Source organism: Candidatus Nitrososphaera evergladensis SR1 (genome assembly GCF_000730285.1).
Lineage (GTDB): Archaea > Thermoproteota > Nitrososphaeria > Nitrososphaerales > Nitrososphaeraceae > Nitrososphaera > Nitrososphaera evergladensis.
On sequence record NZ_CP007174.1, the window covers coordinates 2,090,867 to 2,114,785 of the forward strand.

Below are 23,919 nucleotides of genomic sequence, written 5' to 3' on the forward strand. Positions count from 1 at the left end.
ACCTCATACTTATCTCAAATTTGGTAAGATTAGTTCTGTAGCTTCTTCTCTAACTCTTTAAGTCCAATAATAGACTCAACTCTAATTAACAACAATCCAATATACCGCATTAATGGCGCTTCTCACAGCTTCTGAACTAGCTTGGTTGAAAGGTGAAAAACAAGTTTCTAAAGGCTATGAACATAAAATGAAAAGTGTAGTCAAGAAGAAGCTGCATACTTTCCTAGCTGAGGAATATGCCCTAATTGTAAGAAAGTGCTACGGACGGAATTTGAACGAATTACCAGATATGGTAAGAAATTTGCCTTTCGAGTCGCAGATCCCGGGTTCAAATCCCGGCCGGAGCACTTTCTCATGTTTTCACACATATATTGCATCGAACCAGAAAGAGCAGATACAGAATTACCGCAGCAGCATAAAGACATAACAAATAGAGAGTGGTCAGGAGAGCATATTATTTTGGTCTGGTAGCTCTGTTACAGACAAAAGGGATACAAACAAGCCGCTCCCCCTGACCAAGGGGAAGGATGCTTGCATTTCTTTTATAACTTGTGTAATGAGTGCCTAGAGATTGCCTCTTTCCAAAAGCTCCTTGACCAACGGTCCTGTCCCCGGAACGATGCAACTTGTGGAGACAGGACCATGTGCGAGTCGTTATATCTGCTATTTGATGTGCATCACCGCGGTATAAAAAACTCGATTAACTTGGTTATCGCGGCGGTTCCCAGACAATCGCCAGTCGACGTGTATGTTTCAAAAGGCCACTACTAAAAGTCAGAGTTTCTAATGGCAGGAAGGCAAAGTGAAAAAATACGATTTCACTCATTTTACATCTTTCAAACTGTGAATAAAATAACAAGGGGGACTGACGCTGGAACGGGACAAGGTTCCAGCATGAGCCACAACAACGATCAAGCGTACACGAGAGGTAACGGTTCCTTTTTCAGCCCCTGCCTTTTCCAGGGATCGAGAGATTAAATGACTTTCTATGATTCTCTGGCCGCCTCTCCCTCCCCTTGGGGTGCCAGCTAGAATATAATGTTCAACTTGCTTGGCAATGTGATGGCATGTCGAAACATGTGTGAAAGGTTAAGAGACACTACTCGCACCTTTTACCCTTCGCCGTATGAAGCAGGCTACAAATATTGCCAGAGGTGCGCGCTCTTCATAAAGTTTCAGGGCATTGCGTGCCCTTGTTGCCACAAACGATTAAGGGTCAGGGCTCGTGAAAGTGTCAGGAAAAAAGAGCACGTCCGGTTTTGAATAGTCAAGCGAAGAAAACCGTCACGGAACATGATGATGCAACACACGCCCAACTGGGCATTTATTTTGATTTGGGCAGGCAGTGCTTGCAAAAAAACTGAATGGCTGTGCTGCCCCACAGGTCAAACATGGCTTCGCTTGTCGCAGGTCTAGAACATTCTGAGCAGTACTTTGGAAATGCATTCTTTTCTTCTTCCTCGTCGTCAATTGATCTGATTTCGTATGGCATCAGCATGAGAAGTAAACGGGCTGCATATTATAAAAGCGACAGGAGTACAGTGCGCTATCTTTTCACTGACAGCAAAAAAATTATTGCGATGTACCCTTGACATTTTTATTTTATGAATTCAAACTTCTCCTTAAGAAGGTAAGGTCCCACACAACTTATCTTCGCCCCACACAGATGCAGATGACGGGGTCAGGAACGGGCTAGCTCTCGCAGGCAAGGGCCTTGAAAAGCGGCAGTTCCCCCTGATCTCCCGATTCTCTCTTGGATACTTGTTGTTTTACTTTTCAATGAGTTTCGGATGCATATATAACAGGCTGGCAAAAAATATTAGAAATTGTCCAAGTCGACTCTTGTCGTGTCCTTGCTGCATAACTTCATTGAAGCGGCGACGGATTTATCCTACTAGTCGAAAAAAATAGCACGCGGAACAAGCCTTGTCTGCATCTGTCGCATTTATTTATCCACAGACAATGGCAGCAGCAAAAACATTCCTGCTGGAACCCAAGCATACAGAACAGGAAGATTGTTTGAAGGCATATTGGATGAAATAGCAGCGGCATCTAACCCGAAATTGCTGGATGGGGTGTTCAGCAGGAGAGCACACAGGATGGGCAACAGTCGAGGCCCGGGAGGAATCAGAAGCAAGAAACTTACTTACTTGCACTCTCTCTCCACATTCTACTAAAAGAATAGAAAAGCAGAATGGAGAAGGTTTTCTGCAAGCATCACCCATATTCTGTATGTTATTGACATATTCGTATCGATGTAGTGATAAATTAATATGGTCAACTAATCGAATCACCCTCAAGGAAAGAGCTAGTTCTTGGGCAGGAGAAACATAGAGGCCAACCCACTGACAGACCTTTGTGGCGACTACCTCGTTCGAATCGAAGACGCGCTCAAGCGCGAGCTCGACTCTTATTCATGGTCTGAATTTCATGCGCCACTGCGCTATGCCTGCGATGGAGGCAAGCGCATCAGGCCGCTAATCCTGGTTTTATCGGCAGAGGCGATAAAGGGCAAAAAGGCAAACGGCGACGCGTACCTTGCCGCTTCGGCCATCGAACTTTTGCACACAGAATCGATCATCCACGACGACATAATTGACGAGGAGCATACCCGCAGGGGCAAGCCGTCGTTCCACGTAAAATACGGATACAACAGCAGCATCCTTACCGCAGATTTCGTTCTCGGCGTCATACTTTTCATAGGCTCTAAATTAAAGAATCCCAGGGTGCTTAACGAGCTGTCAAACGCTGCAACGCGCATGAGCGAAGGCGAGATGATGGAGATAAGGCTGAACAAGGCGCCGGCAATAACCGAGGACGACTACATCAAGGTGCTTGACTACAAGACGGCGTCATTGTTCGAGACATCGGCCAAGATAGGCGCAATACTGGGCGAGGGCACCGAGGAGCAGATCCACGCGATGACGACCTTTGGCCACATGCTAGGCATTGCCTACCAGATCCACGACGACCTCATCGACTGGAACGACGAGGACAAGCTGTTCAACATGCTGGTCAAGCAGAACGACAGGTCCAAGGACTTTATCGACAGGATGGAAAAATTATACCAGTCGTACGCTGCAAAGGCCAAGGACGAACTGCTAAAGGTGGCGCCGGCAAACAACGAGGTTATTCGCCATCTAGAGTTGATGACCGACCTGGCATCAGTGCAGATCTAGTATTTTTATGCCCGCGCAGAAGCTCGCAATATGCTGCACGCACACCATACTATCATGGTACTTAAGTTTCGGGGTTGCTGCAGCAGTATTATTAGTAGCGCAATAACCACCGCCAAGGCTGCTGTGCGTATGCAACCCTTAATGCAGCGGGCCAGCGTGGGCGCCAGAGATAAAGCTGAGGTCAGGCACCGCCTTTGACGCAAAGTCAATGAGGGGCGCGTGCCAGATGCCAAAGCCGACCATGAACACCACCGCAAACACCAGCACTGCAATCATAGCCCGGGGTTCTTTTACCCTCTTCATGTCTGGAGCGTCTTCCATGTACATCTTTCTCATTATCCAGGCATAGTAGCCAAGCGAGAGCGCGCTGTTGAGGACGCCGGCGATTGCAAGCCACGGCCCCCAGTCTACCACGGGGCCCGCGTTTATAGCTGCGCCAAAGATCATCAGCTTGCTCCAGAACCCGTTGAGCGGAGGGACGCCTGCAAGGGCAAGCAGCGCTATTGAAAACGTTGCAGCCGTTATTGGCATGCGCCTTCCAAGGCCGCGGTACTTTTCAAGGCTATAGCTGGCAAGCGTTATCGCCACCGCGGCGACTGCAATGAAGCCTGCCGACTTCATGACGGCGTGGTTTATGATGTGGAAAAGCGAGCCGGAAAGCGCCTGGTCAGAGTATGGCGCAAGCGCAATGCCTATCATGATGTAGCCTGCCTGTGCTATGGACGAGTAGGCAAGCATCCTTGGAACGCTCCTCTGCATTATGGCGCCAAGGTTTCCAATCGTCATAGTAAACACTGCGAGTATCGCAAGGGTGAGCGTCCAGTCGGCGTTGAGCGCAAACATGCCCAAGACGATAACGCGGAGAGCCGCTGCAAAGCCGGCCTTCTTGGTTCCCGATGCTAGCAGGCCGCCGATGGTTGCAGGCGAGCCCTCGTACGCGTCTGGGAGCCACATGTGGAACGGGACGAGGCCCATCTTGAATCCAAAGCCGGCGATGAATAGCGCGATTGCAAGCAGGCCTACAGGCATCATCGACGGGTCGAGGTTTGTCAGCGCTTTTACAGAGTCGCCGATGTTTGTGGTGCCGGTCATGCCGTAGACGAGGCCTATTGCAAAGACAATGAGCGCCGACGACAGGGCGCCAAACATGAAATACTTTATTGCAGCCTCGTTTGATACCGGGTCGCGTTTTTGGAAACCTGCCAAGGCGTATGTCGGAAGCGACATCAGCTCCCACGCGACCAGGAGCATTACAAGGTCTGTCGAGTAGGCGATGAGCACCATGCCGATGCTCGACAGCAGGATAAGCGAGTAGTACGCCGCCGGGTTTGACCTGCCCTTCCAGTAGTTCCACGACGATGCCGTCATCATGAGCGACACGAGCAAGAGCGCGACTGCAAAGAATGAGCCGAACAGGTCGTCCGTGAGCACGTCCGTTCCAAACGCGACTGCAGGCATCACCTCGCCGGAGAACACATTGAATATCACGATTCCCATGGCGACGGCGAGCGCGCCAAACGCGATTGCGCTGTACACCTTGTTGCGGTCGATGCCCTTTTCGCGCCTTCCGGCGTCGATGGCGGGTATGGCCAGGCCTACCACGCCCAGTATTACCGTCACGAGTATTGGTGTTGAGGTCAGCTCTACCATTTTTTCTCCATCTCCTTTACATCAGCAACAGCATCACTACTATCATGATGCCCACTGCGAACACGAACAGGTACGTCTGGGTGATGCCAGTCTGGCCGCTCTTGACGACTTTGGACATGCCGGCCATGGCACCCTGGAACGCAGGGTTTATTCCGTCGATTACCGTGCTTTCAAAGTAGCGCCAGATAAAGCGGTATATTGCAAGCGGCCCGATGACTCCTCCCCAGTACAGGGCGGTGTTGAGGTACCACCTGTTGTAGAGGAACTTCCAGATGCCCCTCGTGATGATGTTGCGGCCGATTGCCTCCGGGTCTGCCTTTCTTGCGATGTAGAACACGAATCCAAGGCCCGCGCCTACTGCAAACGCGCCCACGGATGCAATCGCGGCTATTGGGTTGAGGTTGAGGAACGTCCTGCCGGTTGCTTCGTGCGCCGGTGCGATTCCAAACGACTCGCCCAAATATTCGCTGAACAGCTCGTGCAGCTGTTCTTCAAACACAAACCCGACTACACCGACTGCAATCGTCGCCACGGCAAGTATCGCAAAGGGCACCCACATCACAGGACCCACTTCGTGCACATGGTGGCCCTTGTGCTCCATCTCTTCAAGGTGCTTGCTCTTGTTGCCAAAGAACGACATGCCTATCATCCTCATGGTGTAGAACGCAGTCATGACGGCGACTATTACTGCCATTGCAAACAGAGGCCACGAGTAGGTGTATCCTGATTCGAGGATGGCTGCAAATATTGCATCCTTGCTCCAAAAGCCGGACGTAAACAGCGGAGCGCCGGCAAGCGACAGCGCGGCAAGCATCATGAAAATGTAGGTCTTTCTCATGTCCTTTCGCAGGCCGCCCATGTCGGTCATAAAGCGCGACCCAACGCTGTGCAAGAGCGCTCCTGCGCCCATGAAAAGCGACGCCTTGAACATGGCGTGGCTCATCAGGTGGAAGAACCCTGCGGTGTAGCCGTCTGTAAAGTTGAGCGAGATGCCGGCGATGCCAAGTGCCATCATCATGTAGCCTATCTGCGAGCCGGTAGAGTATGCAAGCACCTTCTTTATCTCGGGGCTGACCAGCGCCTGGGTTGCAAGCAGGAACGCCGTGATGGCGCCGGTCCACGCGACCACTTCAAAGAACTGGCTCGTGTTGAGCGCAGAAAGCGCAAAGAACAGAGGTCCTAGCCTTGCGACCAGAAACACACCGGCCTTTACCATGGTCGCGGCGTGTATGAGCGCCGAAACTGAGGTCGGGCCGGTCATGGCCTCAAGGAGCCACTCGTTTAGCGGGAACTGCGCAGACTTGCCCACCGCGCCTCCAAAGAGGAGCACTGCAGCCGGCACTAGCAGGTTCTGCTGCGACATGGCCGCCGCCCACGACTGGTCGGCGACAAGCTCCTTGAACCCAAAGGTGCCGGCATAGGCAAATATCAGGAACATGCCGGCAAGCATCATGACGTCTCCAGCCTTGGTCATGAGGAATGCCTTCATGCCGGCATGCGTAGGGGCGGTCCACATAGGGATTCCTCCTGCCATGTGGCCTTCCTTTCCGACATAGTCCTTCTTTCTGTCGTGGTACCAGAACCCGATGAGCGCGTACGACGCAAGGCCCACTCCCTCCCATCCAAAGAAGACCATGAGCAGGTTGTCAGATATGACGATGAGCTGCATCGAGCCGATGAAGAACAGCATAAAGAACCAGTACCTAGTAAGGTCCCGGTCGCCGTGCATATATCCTAGCGAATACACGAATATCAGAAACGCTATCCAGGCCACGACGTTGGTCATGACTATGGCAAGCGGGTCAGCAAGGACGCCTGCCTTCAGGCCGAGCGCCGAGATCCAGGTAACCTGGCTGTGCACTTCGTGGCCGGCAAGCCCTATGGGTATCAGAGTTGCAGCGGATATTGCGCTTGCCAGCGCAAAGCCTACTGCGATGTAGTCGCGAGCCTTCTTGCTCCCCTTGGCGATTGCAGGTATGATAGCAGCACCTGCAAACGGGAGTATCCATATCAGCCAAACGTTGATTGAATTAGCAAACGTTTCCACCATTATCAGGTTCCGCCTCCATTACCACTAGTTTGTGCCGAGATTCCTTCCTGCATTGAAACGCCGTCGGATTCGTGACCGAGGGCGGCTGCAGGCTCTATTGCTGCATTAGAGTGCTCGGGCAGAGGGAGCACGTTTTCATGCCCGGCGAACATGCCCTGTATGTAGCCTGTTATCGGGTTGAGGAACAGGTCCGGCAATATGCCTATCGTAAGCGAGAGCGCTGCAAAGACCAGCATCGTCATGGTGATGTACGGGCTTGCCTCCTTGACGTGCGCCATCTCTTCAGGGATCTTGCCAAAGAACACGCGCTTTAGCATCCACAGTATGTATGCGGACGTCAGTATCGTTGCCATGATGCCAAAGCCAAACATCGCCGCGCGGAACCAGTCGCCGTTGTGGGCCGCAGTCTGCAGGGCGCCGTTGAACATTGTCCACTCGGCCATAAAGCCGCTTGTGGGCGGGACGCCCATGATTGTAAGGGCACCGATGAACGCAATGACTGCCGTGTACGGCATCTTGCCTGCAAGGCCGCCAAGCCTTGACATGCTCCTTGTGCCTGTCTGCAGGATGATAGAGCCGGCCATCATGAAGAGCACAGCTTTGCCAAGGCCGTGTGATACGTAAAGCATGGTTGCGCCAGAAATGCCAAGTATGCTCTCAGAGCCGAGGCCAAAGAGAATGTAGCCCATCTGGCTGATAGACGAGTACGCAAGCACCTTCTTGATGTCGTCCTGCATCAGCGCCATGGCGCCTCCGTATATCATGGTGGCAAGGCCCCACATGTTGATGTAGAGGCTGTACTGCTCGTAACTGCCCGTCAAAAGTTCCAGCCATAGCCGGAGAAGGGCGTAGGCGCCGATGCCGATCATCGCCGGCGAAAGCAGCGCGGATACTGGCGTAGGTGCTTCGGCGTGGGCGTACGGGAGCCAGATGTGGAGCAGGAACGCGGCAAGTTTCACGCCAAGGCCGGCTACGAGCCCAAAGACAATGAGCGCAAGCCACTGCTGCGGTATGTTGCCAGCATTGGCCTTTATGGTCGCAAAGTCATAGCCTCCTGCAAAGAATCCCATGGCAAGCAGGCTCAACAGCAGGACGACTGCGCCGACGTGGGTCCAGAAGAAGAACATCAGGGCTATTCTGCGCCTTGCGCCATAGCCGTAAAAGGCGATCAGGAAGAACGACGGCACGAGCATCAGCTCAAAGAACACATAGAACTCGATCACGTTGGTCGCAAGGACCGTGCCGAGCATACCCATGGAGAACGCCAGATAAAGCGCAAAGTAGAGCCCCATCTGGCTGTTCACGTACTGCTTTTGCTCGGGGCTCAGCAGCATCATGGTTCCACCGCCATGGCCGGGGCTTTCATGCGAAGAAGAGTGAGAAGGAGCGGAAGAGGACGAGGATGATGAGGAGCCGTCGCCGGCCTTGCCGTGGCCGGGCATGTCCTCCATTATCTTGTGGATCATGTACGGCTTTGAATAGATGGCAAGCACGGTGCACAGCACGTAGATGATTAATGCAAACGGAAGTGCCAGGCCATCAAGCCTCAGGCCAAAGTCGCCAAACTGCCCCCACTTGTACGTCTCTACATACGAGGTCATGCCCCCGTGCAGGAGCATCGTCGGGATGAACAGCAGACCAGTGGATATCGCAAGTGCGCCAAAGGAAAACCACGTGACGGCTGTAGCCCCTGCGCGCCGGCCAATGACGTACGCAACGGGCGCCAAAAGGAGGGGTATAAAGGTCGCTGCCAACAGGAAATATGACTCTGCCATTTTCTTCTTCTCTCTCCCTTTTTCCTCTCTCTATCCCCGCATGCTCCTGAATTCAGCGACGTCGATTTCCTTGTAGAGGCGGTATGCTACAATCACAAGCCCAAGCCCCACTGCGACTTCGGCCGCAGCGATTGCGATTGAAAAGAGCGCAAAGACCTGCCCCTGGACGTTGCCGGTAGATCTTGAAAATGCGACAACCACAAGGTTTGCCGCATTGACGATTATCTCTATTGAAATCAGCATCCTTATCGCGTTGCGCTTGACTACGATGCCGTATATGCCGACGGCCACGAGCGCGACCGACACTATGAGGAAGTCAATCAGTTCGGTCATTCTTGTTGTTGTCCCTCCTCCTGCTCTGTCACAATATCTTCTCTGCGCGCAAGCGCAAGCGCCGCAATCACCGATCCCGCAAGCACCAGCCCAAGCACGATGAGCACAGGCGCATAGTACGTAAGCATCTCCTGGCCTATCTTCATAAAGTTGACGGGCGGCGCGGCAAAACTGTTGCTGCTGTTCAGGCCAGAAGCCAAGAGCAGCGCGCCAAGGCCACCCATTATGAACAGCATCAGCACGATGCCGCCTGCCTTTCTTCCCTTGTCCTCCTTTGTAGTAAATAGCGCCTGCGTCCTGACGAGCATGACCGTGAATATCAAGAGCACCGCGACTGCGCCGACGTACACCGCGATCTGGAACATGGCCACAAACGGCGCGTCAAGTATCAGGAAAAATCCTGCGATGCCAAGCATCGATATGGCAAGGCCTATTGCGCCGTAGATGAGCTCGCGTGTTTCAAGCGCGATGATGGCAGAGCCGACGGTGAGCACTGCAAGGCCTACAAATACCGGGTCAACCATGCGAAGCACCCCTGTCGGTTATCCTGATCTCGACATCACCTTCGTATTTTGGCTTGACTTCAAGCTGCTGCGGCGTGTATATCAGGTGTTCTTTTGTAAAGCCAGAGAGCTCGTAATCGTTTGTCATGAACAGAGCGTAAAACGGGCAGGCGTCAACACACAACCCGCAGAACACGCACTTGCCATAGTCAATCTGCGGCATTATGGATTTCTTGTTCTGCTTCCAGTTCTCGTCGACCTTGACCATGCCTATTGCTTCCGCGATGCCCTCGCACGCGATGGCGCACAGCTGGCAGCCGGTGCACTTGTCGTGCATGAGGATGTGGCGCCCCCTGTATCCGGCGATGCCGACTCCGCGCTTTGGATCAAACTGGTAGCCGTCGCCCACAAAGCGGAGCTTTTGCTCTGGGTAGCGAAAAGTAAAGCGCCTGATTACAAGGTGCTTTGACCCCGACTCGATTGCCTTGATAAACCCAGAAGCCGTGCCGCTCATCTTACCAACAGCCCTCCCGGACCAAGTATGCCGCCATATATTAGTGCAAGGGCAACGAACATGTTGATGAACGAGAGCACGATCAGCTTGTACCAGCCTGTGTGCAGCAGTATGTCTATCCTGATTCTGGGGCTGATGCCTCTTGGGAGCAGCATGAGCATTATCACGCCGAACGTCTTGACGGTGAACCACACAATGGCTGAAAGCGTGACTGGGTTGTAGATCTTGTCGCCAGTGTAGCCAGGGATTATCTCTTGCGGGAATATCACGGGCCCTGCCCACCCTCCAAGGAACAGGACAACGAATAGTGCGGCAAGCGCGTACGTCTTTACGTACGAGCCAAGCTGGATGAGGCCGTAGATCATGCCCGAAGTCTCGGTTATCCATCCCGCCACGATCTCTGACTCTGCCTCTGGCAGGTCAAACGGAATCCTTTCAAGCTCTGCCAGCGACGAGAGGTAGAACACGAACGCGCTTATTGGCAGGAAAAAGATGTACCAGTACGACGAGATCTGGGCGTTGACGATGCCCGTCAGGTTGAGCGTGCCGGCGAGTATGACCACCGACAGCGCAGAGATTATGAACGGGATTTCAAACGCGATTATCTGGTGCAGGGCGCGTAGTCCGCCTATGAACGGGTACTTGCTGTTTGACGCCCACGAGAAGAGGAGCGCGATGAGCGGGAAGAACCCAAGTATCGCAAACACAGCCAAGAGCCCCACGTCGACGTTGGCAACGACCCAGCCGGGCGCAACGGGAATAAGTGCAGTCACGGCCGCTGCAGTCGATACAAACGCAATTGGCGCCGCCCAGAACAACGGCTTGTCTGCGCCAGAAGGAACGATTATCTCCTTTGATATGAGTTTCAGGCCGTCTGCAATGAGCTGAAGCCAGCCCTCTATCTTGCCTACATAAAGCGGGCCGTACCTAAGCTGCATCTTGGCGAGGAACTTGCGTTCCACAAAGATGGTCACCGCTGCAAAGAGCGCTGCGTAGGTAAAGCCGGGGAATGCCGCCACGCGGAACAGGTCCGTGTGGATCATGTACTTGATTATCGGGATGGTGCGTGTCGGGTCCACCGTCATCGTCAAGAACAGGTATGGCGTGAGCGGGGCGCCGTTGACTGGCGGCAGCGGCACGTAGAACAGGACCACGAACAAGAGCGGGAGCCCTACGAGCGAGAATATGATGAGTATCCAGAATACCAGCCACAGGACGCTTCCAATGAATTCGCCAAAGCGGAATGATTCTGTGTACGCCATTTTCCTATCTGTCAGCCTCCACGGGCCAGTAGTTCAGCGACCAGTATATCGACGGCATGTCTGCCAGTTTGTTGCCCACAAGCAGGAAAGGTAGCGCAAGCATGTTGCGGAACGAGCCCACTGATATTTTCACCCTGTACGGCTTGGGAGTTCCGTCGCTTACAATGTAATAGCCTAACGCGCCCCTGCCGGACTCGACGCGCCTATATGCCTCGCCCGGCGGACCCTTGGGGTTTGGCTGCAGTTTCGTGCGCACGTCTCCAGAAGACGGCATCTTGTCGAGCAGCTGCCTCATGATGTTGCACGACTCTTTCATGTCAAGGAACGGCACGTACGAGCGCGCAAACGAGTCGCCCGTCTTCATGTACTGCACCTTGAAATCAATCTCGTTGTAAATGTCATAGGGCTCCACCTTGCGTATGTCGTACGGAACTCCTGACGCGCGCAGTACAGAGCCGGTAACTCCAAGCTTTATTGCGTCTTCCTTTGAAAGCACGCCGACGCCTTCGGTCCTCTGCCTGAAGAGCGGCATGTTGTAGAAAATGTCCTCGTATTCCTTTAGGCGCTTTTCAAAGTAGTTGATGTGCTCAAGGCACTTTGCCTTAAAGTTGTCAGGCATGTCGTTTCTGACGCCGCCTGGTATGTTGTAGGCGTGCGTGACGCGGGCGCCTGTCAGCCTTTCCAGAAGGTCGATGAAAAGTTCGCGGTCGCCTGCCGGCCACATGAACATGGTCGAGTGGCCAAGAAAGATGCCATAGATTGCAAGCCAGTACAGAGTGTAAACCTGCCTGTTCATCTCTGAAGCAAGGGCGCGGATGAACTGGCCCCTGCGCGGCACCTCGATTCCCATCAGCTCCTCGACTGCAAGGCTGTACGAGTACGTGATGTTGGTCGAGTCGTGGATTACCGGCCTTTCAAGATGCGGGATGTTCTGGATGACGTTGCGGTACTCGCACATCTTTTCCTCCCCGCGGTGGACGTATCCGGGGTCAGGATCGCAGTAGACGATATAGTCGCCGTCGACCTTGACCGTAAAGCGAAAGTGGCCGGAGCCGGGATGCTGCGGGCCGATGGAAAGCGTCATGAGGCGGTCGTCTTCGGTTTCCTTGACCACCTGCAGTCCCAGTTTTCTTGTCTCCTCTATCTTTTCTTCAAGGCTTGCCATTTTTTATCATCATCTTCCCTTTATCCTGAATTCTTTGCGCAGTGGCGGGATGTCGGCCCAGTCCTCCGGCAGGAGGAACCTTTCGTTCCTCGGGTGGCCGTCAAAGTAGACACCCAGCATTTCAAACGTCTCCCGCTCGTGGTACTCCACGGACTTGAAGACGTTAATTAAGCTTGGGATGTGCGCGTCGTCGCGGTTAGTTCGAGTAGCGAGAACAAGGACGTGTGCAAGCAGGTCGTCGCGGGTGTACGAGCCAAGGTGGTAGTTGACCTCTATCTGGCTGTCCTTTGGGTAGTCGGTGCCAGAAGCGCACTCGGCATGGTCAAAGCCCATGTTGTCGCGGATGTATGACGCGACTTCAATAAGGTTGCCGGGCTCGACTTGGACCTTGATGCGAAGCGGCCTTATATAGAGGACCTTGACTGCATTGCCAAAGCGCGTGACAAGTTGCTGTGCGATGCCCTTTTCAAAGGCAGGAGGCTCTGGCTCTTTCTTGGCGGCCGGAGGCGCAGCGGCTGCTGCAGGCTTTGCAGCTGCTGGAGCTGGCTTTGCAGCTGCTGGCGATGGTGGCGCTGCCGCTGGCTTGGGTACAGGTTTAGTAGTAGCATTAGAATCTTCAGGCTTTGCAGCTGCTGGAGCTGGCTTGGCTGGCGGAGCTGGTTTTTTCTGCTCTTCCTTGTCGCTGCTCATGTTACTTGATCTTTTGTCTCTTGATCTTTTCTTGGAGCAACATACAGCCCTGGATAAGAGTTTCAGGCCTTGGAGGGCATCCTGGCACGTAGACGTCCACAGGAATGATGCCGTCGCACCCCGGAAGGACGTTGTACGAGTCGATGTATAGTCCGCCAGTGATTGCGCAGGCGCCCATCGCGATTACGTACTTGGGCTCTGGCATCTGGTCGTAGACCATTCTCAGCCTTGGGGCCATCTTTCTTGTCACCGTGCCCTGCACCACGATAAGGTCGCACATGCGCAGCGAGCCGAACGCTTCGATGATGCCGAACCTCTCGACATCGTACCTCGGGCTCGAGGCGGCTCCAAACTCGACACTGCAGCACGCCGTTTCAAGGTGCACCGGCCATAGAGACCAGATCCTTCCCCAGTTGATCGCGTATCCAAGGGGTCTGTCAAGCGCCCTGACCAAGACGTCGGACAGCTTGGTCACAAGTACGTTGAAGTTGTTTGGTGTTGGGCTTACCAGTTCCTTGTTCATTTACGCAATCTTTCCTCCTCTGCCTGTACTTCGCCGTGACCGTATTTAAAACATGCTAGCATGATGATGTTTACCAAATTCCTTTCCTCCCTGCAAGATACAGAGCATAGCCCATCGCTGCAAACATGATTCCAAGGAAAGCGATTATCGGGAGCGTGGCGGTCCTTGGGATGTTAAAGAGGGCCGTGCCCCATGCGTACAGAAAGATGGACATGACGTCAAAGACGACGAACATGAGGATGTAAGCATAATACTGCATCATGAAATGAGAGCGGCCTTCGCCTGTAGGCATCTGTCCGCACTCCATCGGCAGGAACTTGACGGGATTGTACCGGCGCCTTGGAGACACCAGCCTTGACAGGATAAGAGCGGGCACCGAGGCTACAAGACCGAAGCCCAGCATGTAAAGAATTGGTGTAAAGTCTGCAGCGGTCTCCCCAGCCAAGTCACCCATGCTGGCCTAGCGAAGGTATAAAAACTTAACGAGAATTGCGCGCGGCAATCGTCAATCGGTTAACCAATTAATTATCTTTCGATTTTGTTGCATAACGGGGTGCTGTTAGACCGGGAGTAATATTATATGCAACACGTATCAAGATGAACTCTGACGTTTTTGTCAAACATCTTAAATGGGTTCGTTTTCTTCACGGTATAAATGTCGTCAATGTTCAACAATATACTGTTCTTAGCAGGAGTCTTGATAACTAGTGTGTCATCTTCTGTTGTAAAAAATCAGAGCCATCAAGCTATGTTCTGAAAGTATCTGGCTAATGCAAGAAGAATGTTTTCAAACTTTATTCCTAGTTATTTTTGATGGTAAGTTATTTTGCCTTCCAGATCAACTCTGGCAACTTGCCAGTTGTAACTACCATTCCTTATGGCATCCCGGATGGACTCTCTTATTTTATTCAGACCGTTGTTACTTATTTTCTTTGAAAGGAAAATTATTTCTTTCACATTTTCAGCACTGTGAAGACCATCAAATATGATGAAATCCACAGGATGCATAAGTGCCTTGATGTCATAAGGATTGTATGATAAGTTCATAAACTCTATGCTCATTGATCTTCGGAGTATGTCTGGCACCTGCTTCCTGCCTTTCTCAGTAGCGCTCTGTCTAAGTTCTTCAGCCTTTTCCTCAAATGCTTCAACTTTCTTTTCCAAAGCTTTTACTCGCGATTCGTAAATGTCAAGCCATGTCTTCTTAATTCTGCCCCCGTATCTGGGGTTAATATCGGAAAGGCGTTGGATTTGGTTGCAGTATGGACACAAGCAAAGAATAGTCCTAAAAGACTGGAATAGCTCCAAGATATCGTTTGCCAATCTCTATACCTCTTTGTAGCTCACTTCTCTCTTTTCTACAGCCTCTTTGATCGACTTCTCGCGTTTACTTAGTTGTGCCTTACCGGTTTTAATTTCAAGGAATGTGATATAATCGACGGCATGATTGCTTGCCCCTTTGAATACTACCATGTCAATAGGTTCAAACAGTGGTCTACAATCAGACAATGGAAAGTTAAAGTCGCGGTATGCAGGTACTATCTTTTCAACAATCTTCCCAATGCTTACATAGATAGCTTTTTGTTCCGCGCCCTCTACAGAAAGCTTGCGTTTCGTTAATTCCTCTGCCTGCTCCTTTAATTCGTTTAACAACTGTTGGCGTATGGCTTTTGCTTCATCAGGGAATTTGCCTAGTCCATCAAACAAGATAGCTCTCGAAAGAGGAAAATCTCGGCCACAATTCAGGCAGGTACCAATAAGTTCAGAGTTTCTTAATGACTCTATGGTCTCCCTGTTTTCCAAGTGAATAAATCTTCCCAGAGCTGCCATGCTTAAGTATTTTAGTATGTGACATTTTTCTACGCACCTTGTTGAACAACCTATATTCGCAATAACTTGGCCTGATTGAGGGCGGGCATGTAGTTTAGCTGATATCAAGATTTATGAAAGTTATCTCAGTTTGGTTTGGAATCAGCGACATGTCACTTCAAGTTAAGGCTTTCTTCAATGACATTCTTTTCTTCCTCGGTAATACTATACAATTTGTAAACTAGCTCATCGATTTCAGTATCAAGTTTCTTTGCTTCCTCTTCTATTCTCGCCTTTTCATCAGTCCTTTTATCGCCAAGCTCGCTCAATTGTTTGTTTAATATTAGCATCCTTTCAACTAATTTTTCTAATTCAGGATCTCGTTTCTTTGCAATAGGTGCATTCCCAAAATATTTCCAAATAAGCTGGTATCCGTCTTGAACTTGAGTGCACGTATTCATAATCAAGAACCATCCTAATTTAGAGTTAAGAATTGCAAGCAGCTGCTTGTCTTCAGTAGGGATAAAAAAATTAGCGTTATTTGCAAAGTACCCTTTTGTATCTATTGCAAATCTAGGAGCAACTGTAATCACACCATAGATTAATTTTGGTTTTTCAAACAGATCATAGTAGTCACACGCTCTTAGCTCATACCAATAATTTCCTTTATCCCATCTTTTTTCTAATTCTGGTTTAAACTTGGAAAGCCACTTGAGTATAGCTGGATACCTTTGAATATCGACTCCAATCCTAGTCAGTATAACATATTTTTCTTTGAAACTAATTCCATACCGCCTAACCTCCTTTCCAGTTAGGAAGGGCATGATTATCTCTGCTGATTTTCTGTCCTCCTGAATAAGGAGATCTTTGGTGTCTTTATCTATGACAAAGGCTTCAGTTAATCCTGTTATTATTCCACGATATACCTCATCACGGGTGTACTCTTTCAATGAAATACTTTGGGACCGAATCTTTGCCAGTAACTTTGCAATATCATTGCTTTGAAAATTCCAGCCGTTATCATCTAATTGGTGCTGGTTTACAGTAAATTCGTTCTCTTTCACATAACTCTCTAATGAAGGGAAATTAAGACTCCTTACCAAACATACTCTGATCTTTGGATTCTCTTTCTCAATCTTCCTCATTATTATAATGCATGGATATGTGGTCGCATCTGGGAAGACTTTCAGATCACCAAAGTCGATAAATTGTTCAATCCAATACTTCCTGAGCAACCGCCGGAGTTTCAATGCGTAACCTGCCTTCAACCACTTGTTTGAAACAATCATCCCCAGGTAACCGCCTTCCTTAAGCAATTTCAACTCCTTTTCAAAGAAGTATACGAATAGGTCTGCCATGCTATGATAAACCTGATAACTAGCTTCCAAGTATGGCTTGATCGAAGAAAGCTCTTCTTGTCTGACATAGGGTGGATTGCCTACTATAACATCAAAGCCATCAGCATCATCTTTCAGTATTTTTGAAAATTGACTCCCCCAATCGAATGGTCTATCCTCTGAATTCAGAGAACTATGAACCAGCGAATTACCCTGTTTTATGTTCTGTTGCAATAATGGTAATCTCCTGCCTTTGTCACCTTTAACAGAAGATTTAGTTGAGCAACCTCCACTGCTTGCCTGTCCAAGTCTACACCGAAGATATTATTCTGAACAATCTGAAGCTTCTTGGTATATACCGAATCTTCAGAGGCAAATCCAACCGAGTTTGCGCATAATCCTTGTCATGCCGTAGGTAATGTTCATTCAATATATCAAAGGCTTTAATTAAAAATGAACCGGATCCACACGCAGGATCTAGAACTCTAATCTTTTCAATGTTGATTTTCTTGTCTTCAAGCAACTTTCCAAGTGTATTCCTAACAATGTAATCAACTATGAATATTGGGGTGTAAAAGATACCCTGCTCCTTTCTATGGGCCTGACTTTCAGTGAGTTTCGCTGTCTTGGATGTTTTCTTTAGGATATGGCCTAGATATTGTTCGTAGATATTCCCAAGTACATCAGCTTCGATAGCAGAGAAGTCGTAGGAAATCGATCTATCACTTGTAAAATGCAGCCCTTCAATTATCTCATAAAGAACATCATTGTCTATCTCTAGTTCATCGCAAAGATGCTTGGCAAAGATTTTGCTGTTGTAGTATTTATCAAAGTAAGAATACACCTCTCTGATACTTCTAACAAGCTGGCCTTTCCCTCTGCTAGCCCATTCTCTTACATTGGAGATGAGTCTCTTTTCTTCTAGACCTCTGTCTTCACAATAACGAATAAACATTAACCTGTCTAGGATCCTCTGGGTAGATTCGTTGAGATCTTCTTGACTCAAGCTTTTGTTTTGGTTCAATCTCGTAATGCTCTTGGATAGAATCTCTCGAAACCTAGTGAAGTCTGATAAAAGTTGTTTATCTACCGGCGTCTTCTTTGTCTTTTTGCCCCATTTTTCAGCTTCCTTATCTAGTAGTCCCTGTTCGAAGCTCTCTTTTGATAGAAGCCAGAGCTCTTCAAACCTACTAATAAACTGGCTACAGTGAATGTCCTTTATCCTGCTTTGCGAATACTGTGATTCACGCCATTCTGCATTGAAGACTTTTACTTCTTCAAAGTCTGTCAGAACGGCCCAAGTACACCCTTTATGCCATGAATAGTTGATGGCCTGTTCTACATATTTTGGATTCTCCAGATTTTCCCTGAGTGCCTTAGCTTCTAAAAAGAACTTTGGTATCCCATTGATTCTAAAACTATAATCTACTCTATCCTTTGAGATATTTTCCTCTCTAGTAACTTCGTCAGGATGATAGGTATTCCGAACATCCCACCCAAGAGCTTCAAAAAGAGGTTCGATAAACTCTGCTTTGGTATTTTCTTCATTGTACTTTGAAAGTTTGTTTTCCTGTCTTATCCATTATACTTGTCTACAAGGGCCTTGATAATTTGCTTGGCTATTTCCTTTGTCAATAGGTGAACTGTACCAGATACAGTCAACTATGTCAGAGTATCGGAAACTGATTTTATTATAAGACCATTGCTTCTCCCTGTTGCCCTCACAGTCTAATGCAAGATGGTCTCTAATCCGAACTTTAGCTCAGACCTATGCATTAGACATACTTGAAGCTCTGAGCAAGAAGCCCTCAAGATTTAGTGATTTGTCTCTTGTCAGCCCTAATGAAAGAACAAGAGCACAAAGACTGAAGGAATTGGAAAGTATTGGTTTTATATCGACAGTAAGTCTCAAGGTAGAGAAGAGATATTTCGTTCACTACAAGTTGACAGATAAGGGAAAGGAAGCACTCCAAAAAATGCAAGAGATCGATAAATTAGGAGGATAAGTCATTCGCTAAATTGATGGTTGTTCTTAAATGGTTGGAAGCAGCGAATCTACTGCCGCTTTTCTGCCAATACGTAGCCAAGTCCCGCATGGCAAGTGCCTGACGTGCTTGGACCTTGAGCCCATATTAAAATAGTCAGCTCTTGCTGGTTCAAGGCCTTCTCCTTGCGTCCTTGACATTCTACACAAAGTTGAAGGTTGGATAGCGCCATATGATTGCCGCCTTGGCTGATAGGGACTATGTGGTCAACTGTCATAGTCTTGTCATGTTTGCCAGCGAATTGTTTGCCGCAGGCTCTGCAGTAGAGTCCGCTATCGCGTATCCTAAGCTGCTCTACAAAGGAGCGGCGATCAAGATGGAATTTACGCCGTTGTCTTATGGTGTGAAGTGCCTTGTCGGGCATCATTACCCTTTTACGAGACATCCGTATCCTGCATGGGATAGCATCCTAGAATTTTAAGAGATAGCTCAAGCGACACGGCGATACATCCAAACCTTGCCTCTGTGAGGAGGGTTCTCTTGTTTAATGAATTCCCAGTATTTTCTATAATAATTTGACAAGTGTTCATTGGTCTGAAGTATGACATAGCGGCAGGCTACACGTTCACCAATATCAACAGCGATGCCAAGGCAAAAATCACGAATTTCTATACCTATCCCTTGGTTTCTAAAAGGAAGATTAACGCCCATCTGTGCCAACAACATTGCTGGATAGGACCTTGGCGTGTAACCATTAACCTTTTCATCTGCAGCTAGTCTGGGGCTTTCAATCGCAGACATGCATAGCGCAAAGAATCCAACAGGCTTTTGTTCGTAGGTTGTGACGAATAATGAGCATAACCTACTTTTATGATACTGGACTGCCTTCTTTTCAAGAAACTCTTGGACACCAAGTGGGTCAGAGCCATCTGGCTCCTTGCAATTCAAATGTGATAAATCATCCGACTCCTGCCACAGACGGACATTGAACTTGATGGGATCTAGTTTCATTAAAGGAAGACTTGTGATTAGGTCTTGCAGTATTTCTTATAAACTTGGTGAGCTTTCCTGAGCGCTTCTTTTTCCTTTTCACTTAGTGCTCTAGAGTCATACTTCTGAAATATCTCGGCATCCTTGCCAGTTAACTTTGCGACTCTATCCTCAATGGTAGTCATGTCTTAGTCTCCAAATAACCTATCGATTCTGTTAGTATTAAGTCTTATTGAGACATTGTCTAACAGTAGAGGAGCACCTTTCTTACCTTCCATATTTAAATAAACATTCTCGCGACGCTTGGTGGAAGAAGAGAGCCACAATTGAATCCAGTTCGTTTCAATCCTTGTTGTGGTGGATTCGTCTTTCAGACACATGGAACGCAACGGTAACAGCACAAACGCCAGGTTTCAATCCTTGTTGTGGTGGATTCGTCTTTCAGACATTCTTTGCAACATACTGTGAGAGCCAAAGACACTTGGGTTTCAATCCTTGTTGTGGTGGATTCGTCTTTCAGACAGACAAGAATCTCCCAAAAAGCTCGTCATGGTTCAGGTTTCAATCCTTGTTGTGGTGGATTCGTCTTTCAGACGGAAGCGGCAAGGATCAGGGTCGCCATCGAAGACGCGTTTCAATCCTTGTTGTGGTGGATTCGTCTTTCAGACGCTTGGCAGATTCAATTTCCATATTTCCGCAACTCAGTTTCAATCCTTGTTGTGGTGGATTCGTCTTTCAGACTGCTGTCAACATTCTAGTGCGGGAGCGCCTAGAAGTTTCAATCCTTGTTGTGGTGGATTCGTCTTTCAGACAGGAATCAATGTCGGCAAGCCTGTAGCTCAAACAAGTTTCAATCCTTGTTGTGGTGGATTCGTCTTTCAGACACAAAGAGATCAAGATGCCTCCGACACCCGAACTAGAGTTTCAATCCTTGTTGTGGTGGATTCGTCTTTCAGACTTCAACGACTACACTGCATCAACAGGTAGACCAGAGTTTCAATCCTTGTTGTGGTGGATTCGTCTTTCAGACAAGCGTCTCTCCCTTGACAGAGCCGTTCATCTTGGTTTCAATCCTTGTTGTGGTGGATTCGTCTTTCAGACACGCGTACCCCGTCATGGCGCCTATCTGCCCCTTGTGTTTCAATCCTTGTTGTGGTGGATTCGTCTTTCAGACTCTTTCTTGTTGACTTCGGTGAAAGAGAGTGCTGAGTTTCAATCCTTGTTGTGGTGGATTCGTCTTTCAGACATCTCCTTGTTGACCGGAAAGTCGCCATAGAACGCGGGTTTCAATCCTTGTTGTGGTGGATTCGTCTTTCAGACTTGGGGCCAGTTCTGCCAGAACGTTGAGGCATTCGGTTTCAATCCTTGTTGTGGTGGATTCGTCTTTCAGACCTATCTTCTGCCATCTCAATAGCTCAGCTCCAGGAGTTTCAATCCTTGTTGTGGTGGATTCGTCTTTCAGACCTGCTATCGTCAAAGTTCAAAGCAACCGTGTAGAGTTTCAATCCTTGTTGTGGTGGATTCGTCTTTCAGACGGCCAGAATCCCGCTAGAGCTGGTCGAAGTCAAGCAGTTTCAATCCTTGTTGTGGTGGATTCGTCTTTCAGACCGCGAGAATCAGGGGAAATTCTGACGAGGCCAAGACGTTTCAATCCTTGTTGTGGTGGATTCGTCTTTCAGACTTGCCCCTATTCCCTTCTCACGAGCAAGTTTGTAGTTTCAATCCTTGTTGTGGTGGATTCGTCTTTCAGACTGCGGCTCTTGCGGCGCTCTGATAGAGTGCGACAAGTTTCAATCCTTGTTGTGGTGGATTCGTCTTTCAGACACAAAGTCAGGAGTTTCCCATTCGTCCATGGGGATGTTTCAATCCTTGTTGTGGTGGATTCGTCTTTCAGACGTGTCGGTGTTGCTATACTGGCCATTGCGATCCTTGGTTTCAATCCTTGTTGTGGTGGATTCGTCTTTCAGACGGCAAGTTTGAGCGCGAAGAAAAGCCGGTCGATTACAGTTTCAATCCTTGTTGTGGTGGATTCGTCTTTCAGACTGGTTAAAGAACCTCCCCCCCCTAAAACCGAGTTTCAATCCTTGTTGTGGTGGATTCGTCTTTCAGACGGCAGGAAAAGGAGGGAAATAGAAAGGAGTAAAGGTTTCAATCCTTGTTGTGGTGGATTCGTCTTTCAGACATTATCACTATCAACACGGACAACACCGTAGACGAGTTTCAATCCTTGTTGTGGTGGATTCGTCTTTCAGACGGCACAAAGACGGACCTATCGGAAAAGCTTGGGATCGTTTCAATCCTTGTTGTGGTGGATTCGTCTTTCAGACTTCGTTGCGTCGGCGCGCCGTCAATAATGGCATAGAGTTTCAATCCTTGTTGTGGTGGATTCGTCTTTCAGACACCACCAATCGAGAATGAGGTATCCCTTGTTATAGGTTTCAATCCTTGTTGTGGTGGATTCGTCTTTCAGACGATTCAGAAGAGGCTCACGACATCGCCGTTGAGCAGTTTCAATCCTTGTTGTGGTGGATTCGTCTTTCAGACACACCACGAGAGACAAGAACAACGACGGGAAAAGCAGTTTCAATCCTTGTTGTGGTGGATTCGTCTTTCAGACTCCGAAATTGCGGGTATGGAGGTAGAGGCGGAGAGTTTCAATCCTTGTTGTGGTGGATTCGTCTTTCAGACCCAAAGGCGGAGGCAGATATTACAATAGAAAACAGTTTCAATCCTTGTTGTGGTGGATTCGTCTTTCAGACCGTAAAGGAGGTGTCCGAGTCGATAAACGTCTTGAGTTTCAATCCTTGTTGTGGTGGATTCGTCTTTCAGACACAATGTTTGCCCGCCGCAAGTCATTTATCAGGCTGAGTTTCAATCCTTGTTGTGGTGGATTCGTCTTTCAGACGACCCGCACAAACTACCAAAGGCTCCAAGGCTATGGTTTCAATCCTTGTTGTGGTGGATTCGTCTTTCAGACTTCTCGGTTGGCGGGTTTCCTGCTCCGCTGGCAACGGTTTCAATCCTTGTTGTGGTGGATTCGTCTTTCAGACTTTTCGGAACGGGTCAAGTCGCGCCCGATGATGACAGTTTCAATCCTTGTTGTGGTGGATTCGTCTTTCAGACGCACTATTTCCGTCGCTTCCGGTAGCTGTAATAAGTTTCAATCCTTGTTGTGGTGGATTCGTCTTTCAGACCTTCATTTACCAATGTGATAGCTCCTGCAGGAGAGGTTTCAATCCTTGTTGTGGTGGATTCGTCTTTCAGACTTGTAAACCTCCATTGTTTTACCGTAGGCGGTTTGTTTCAATCCTTGTTGTGGTGGATTCGTCTTTCAGACTCGATATGATATAGTCGGGGTTGCGTGAGACTGTGTTTCAATCCTTGTTGTGGTGGATTCGTCTTTCAGACAAAGGACGGCTGCTGCCTTGCGCCTCACTGATTCAGTTTCAATCCTTGTTGTGGTGGATTCGTCTTTCAGACTATTTTTGCGCTCAATTTGCCCGCAACCGTATGTGGTTTCAATCCTTGTTGTGGTGGATTCGTCTTTCAGACAATCTGCTCCCTCAGGATATTCATCTCCTTCTGCAATGGTTTCAATCCTTGTTGTGGTGGATTCGTCTTTCAGACATCTATTGAAGGCACGAATCTTCTTCTATGACATTGTTTCAATCCTTGTTGTGGTGGATTCGTCTTTCAGACTTGAATGCTTCGCTTCCGAAGGCGCCGACGTTCAACGTTTCAATCCTTGTTGTGGTGGATTCGTCTTTCAGACCGTATATCATTGTACTATTCGGTTTCGGGCACTGAGTTTCAATCCTTGTTGTGGTGGATTCGTCTTTCAGACATACAGGATAGTTCCACATTGCGGACATGCCATGAGTTTCAATCCTTGTTGTGGTGGATTCGTCTTTCAGACAGCCGGTGGAGAAAAACAACGAGTGGAGGACGAAGGGTTTCAATCCTTGTTGTGGTGGATTCGTCTTTCAGACACGAGGATTTCAATCCTGAGGAGTTCGTAAGAGAGTTTCAATCCTTGTTGTGGTGGATTCGTCTTTCAGACAAGCAAGCGGTAGACATGGCCAACGAGTTGAAAAATAGTTTCAATCCTTGTTGTGGTGGATTCGTCTTTCAGACAATTGACGCCTTTTGCTCGG

At 49.0% G+C, this 23,919-nt stretch carries 21 protein-coding genes, 1 pseudogene and 1 CRISPR repeat array (1 of these 23 running past the window's edge); of the genes and pseudogenes, 2 read left to right on the plus strand and 20 right to left on the minus strand.

Features of this window, described 5'->3' with window-relative positions; all coding sequences use genetic code 11:
* Positions 1 to 1,324: 1,324 nt before the first annotated feature.
* Positions 1,325 to 1,492, minus strand: a complete 168-nt coding sequence (locus NTE_RS16695) for a hypothetical protein (protein ID WP_158385492.1) — start codon at positions 1,490 to 1,492, stop codon at positions 1,325 to 1,327.
* 823 nt (positions 1,493 to 2,315) lie between these two features.
* On the opposite strand from NTE_RS16695, the gene NTE_RS11445 reads away from it, so the two are divergent.
* The gene (locus tag NTE_RS11445; RefSeq protein ID WP_148701136.1) at positions 2,316 to 3,179 is read left to right on the plus strand and encodes a polyprenyl synthetase family protein; all 864 of its coding nucleotides are present in this window, start codon (positions 2,316 to 2,318) and stop codon (positions 3,177 to 3,179) included.
* 138 nt (positions 3,180 to 3,317) lie between these two features.
* Here the strand turns inward: NTE_RS11445 and NTE_RS11450 are convergent, their stop codons facing one another.
* The 16 genes and pseudogenes from NTE_RS11450 to NTE_RS17625 form a co-directional block, all read right to left on the minus strand.
* Positions 3,318 to 4,829, minus strand: a complete 1,512-nt coding sequence (locus NTE_RS11450) for an NADH-quinone oxidoreductase subunit N (RefSeq protein ID WP_148701137.1) — start codon at positions 4,827 to 4,829, stop codon at positions 3,318 to 3,320.
* 16 nt (positions 4,830 to 4,845) lie between these two features.
* Positions 4,846 to 6,879 (minus strand): NADH-quinone oxidoreductase subunit 5 family protein, encoded by a 2,034-nt coding sequence (locus NTE_RS11455; RefSeq protein WP_148701138.1) that lies wholly within the window; start codon positions 6,877 to 6,879, stop codon positions 4,846 to 4,848.
* Positions 6,880 to 6,881: 2 nt separating this feature from the next.
* On the minus strand, positions 6,882 to 8,654 hold the full coding sequence (locus NTE_RS11460; protein WP_148701139.1) for a complex I subunit 4 family protein: 1,773 nt from the start codon (positions 8,652 to 8,654) through the stop codon (positions 6,882 to 6,884).
* 30 nt (positions 8,655 to 8,684) lie between these two features.
* Entirely contained in the window at positions 8,685 to 8,987 is a 303-nt protein-coding gene (gene nuoK, locus NTE_RS11465; RefSeq protein WP_148701140.1) for an NADH-quinone oxidoreductase subunit NuoK, read from the minus strand.
* On the minus strand, positions 8,984 to 9,511 hold the full coding sequence (locus NTE_RS11470) for an NADH-quinone oxidoreductase subunit J family protein (protein WP_148701141.1): 528 nt from the start codon (positions 9,509 to 9,511) through the stop codon (positions 8,984 to 8,986). The genes nuoK and NTE_RS11470 overlap by 4 nt, the downstream gene beginning before the upstream one ends.
* The gene (locus NTE_RS11475) at positions 9,504 to 10,004 is read right to left on the minus strand and encodes an NADH-quinone oxidoreductase subunit I (protein WP_148701142.1); all 501 of its coding nucleotides are present in this window, start codon (positions 10,002 to 10,004) and stop codon (positions 9,504 to 9,506) included. The genes NTE_RS11470 and NTE_RS11475 overlap by 8 nt, the downstream gene beginning before the upstream one ends.
* Positions 10,001 to 11,266, minus strand: a complete 1,266-nt coding sequence (locus NTE_RS11480; RefSeq protein ID WP_148701143.1) for a complex I subunit 1/NuoH family protein — start codon at positions 11,264 to 11,266, stop codon at positions 10,001 to 10,003. The genes NTE_RS11475 and NTE_RS11480 overlap by 4 nt, the downstream gene beginning before the upstream one ends.
* A 4-nt stretch (positions 11,267 to 11,270) precedes the next feature.
* Positions 11,271 to 12,350, minus strand: a complete 1,080-nt coding sequence (locus NTE_RS11485; RefSeq protein ID WP_420835309.1) for an NADH-quinone oxidoreductase subunit D — start codon at positions 12,348 to 12,350, stop codon at positions 11,271 to 11,273.
* Between the two features lie 90 nt (positions 12,351 to 12,440).
* Positions 12,441 to 13,121 carry an NADH-quinone oxidoreductase subunit C gene (locus NTE_RS11490; protein ID WP_148701145.1) on the minus strand — a complete coding sequence of 227 codons (681 nt, stop codon included), beginning with the start codon at positions 13,119 to 13,121 and terminating at the stop codon, positions 12,441 to 12,443.
* Position 13,122: 1 nt separating this feature from the next.
* Positions 13,123 to 13,644: an NADH-quinone oxidoreductase subunit B gene (locus tag NTE_RS11495; protein WP_075054412.1), complete on the minus strand. Its 522-nt coding sequence runs from the start codon at positions 13,642 to 13,644 to the stop codon at positions 13,123 to 13,125.
* A 70-nt stretch (positions 13,645 to 13,714) separates the two neighbouring features.
* A complete protein-coding gene (locus NTE_RS11500) occupies positions 13,715 to 14,047 on the minus strand; it encodes an NADH-quinone oxidoreductase subunit A (RefSeq protein WP_075056017.1) in 333 nt (110 codons plus the stop codon).
* Positions 14,048 to 14,448: 401 nt separating this feature from the next.
* Complete coding sequence (locus NTE_RS11510; RefSeq protein ID WP_148701146.1) at positions 14,449 to 14,967, minus strand: Holliday junction resolvase-like protein; 519 nt, start codon at positions 14,965 to 14,967, stop codon at positions 14,449 to 14,451.
* A 3-nt stretch (positions 14,968 to 14,970) separates the two neighbouring features.
* A complete protein-coding gene (locus NTE_RS11515; RefSeq protein ID WP_148701147.1) occupies positions 14,971 to 15,474 on the minus strand; it encodes a Holliday junction resolvase-like protein in 504 nt (167 codons plus the stop codon).
* 152 nt (positions 15,475 to 15,626) lie between these two features.
* Positions 15,627 to 17,024, minus strand: coding sequence for an Eco57I restriction-modification methylase domain-containing protein (locus tag NTE_RS11520; RefSeq protein ID WP_148701148.1), 1,398 nt, complete (start codon positions 17,022 to 17,024; stop codon positions 15,627 to 15,629).
* 76 nt (positions 17,025 to 17,100) lie between these two features.
* Positions 17,101 to 17,814, minus strand: a complete 714-nt coding sequence (locus NTE_RS11525) for an N-6 DNA methylase (RefSeq protein WP_158385498.1) — start codon at positions 17,812 to 17,814, stop codon at positions 17,101 to 17,103.
* Positions 17,815 to 18,042: 228 nt separating this feature from the next.
* A pseudogene (locus tag NTE_RS17625) lies at positions 18,043 to 18,369 on the minus strand (type I restriction endonuclease); the annotation flags it as partial.
* Between the two features lie 136 nt (positions 18,370 to 18,505).
* Between NTE_RS17625 and NTE_RS11535 the strand changes: the two are divergent.
* Positions 18,506 to 18,796, plus strand: a complete 291-nt coding sequence (locus NTE_RS11535) for a winged helix-turn-helix transcriptional regulator (protein ID WP_158385500.1) — start codon at positions 18,506 to 18,508, stop codon at positions 18,794 to 18,796.
* A gap of 49 nt (positions 18,797 to 18,845) precedes the next feature.
* Here NTE_RS11535 and NTE_RS17630 read toward each other — a convergent pair whose 3' ends face one another.
* Genes NTE_RS17630 through NTE_RS16700 form a run of 3 tightly spaced genes read right to left on the minus strand, consistent with a single transcriptional unit; the run spans position 18,846 to position 19,950 of the window.
* Positions 18,846 to 19,220 carry an HNH endonuclease gene (locus NTE_RS17630; RefSeq protein WP_148701151.1) on the minus strand — a complete coding sequence of 125 codons (375 nt, stop codon included), beginning with the start codon at positions 19,218 to 19,220 and terminating at the stop codon, positions 18,846 to 18,848.
* A gap of 44 nt (positions 19,221 to 19,264) precedes the next feature.
* Entirely contained in the window at positions 19,265 to 19,786 is a 522-nt protein-coding gene (locus tag NTE_RS11545; protein WP_148701152.1) for a hypothetical protein, read from the minus strand.
* A gap of 17 nt (positions 19,787 to 19,803) precedes the next feature.
* Positions 19,804 to 19,950, minus strand: coding sequence for a hypothetical protein (locus NTE_RS16700; protein ID WP_158385504.1), 147 nt, complete (start codon positions 19,948 to 19,950; stop codon positions 19,804 to 19,806).
* Positions 19,951 to 20,104: 154 nt separating this feature from the next.
* Positions 20,105 to 23,919: a CRISPR direct-repeat array (repeat unit 37 nt; unit sequence GTTTCAATCCTTGTTGTGGTGGATTCGTCTTTCAGAC) (it continues 3,406 nt past the right edge of the window).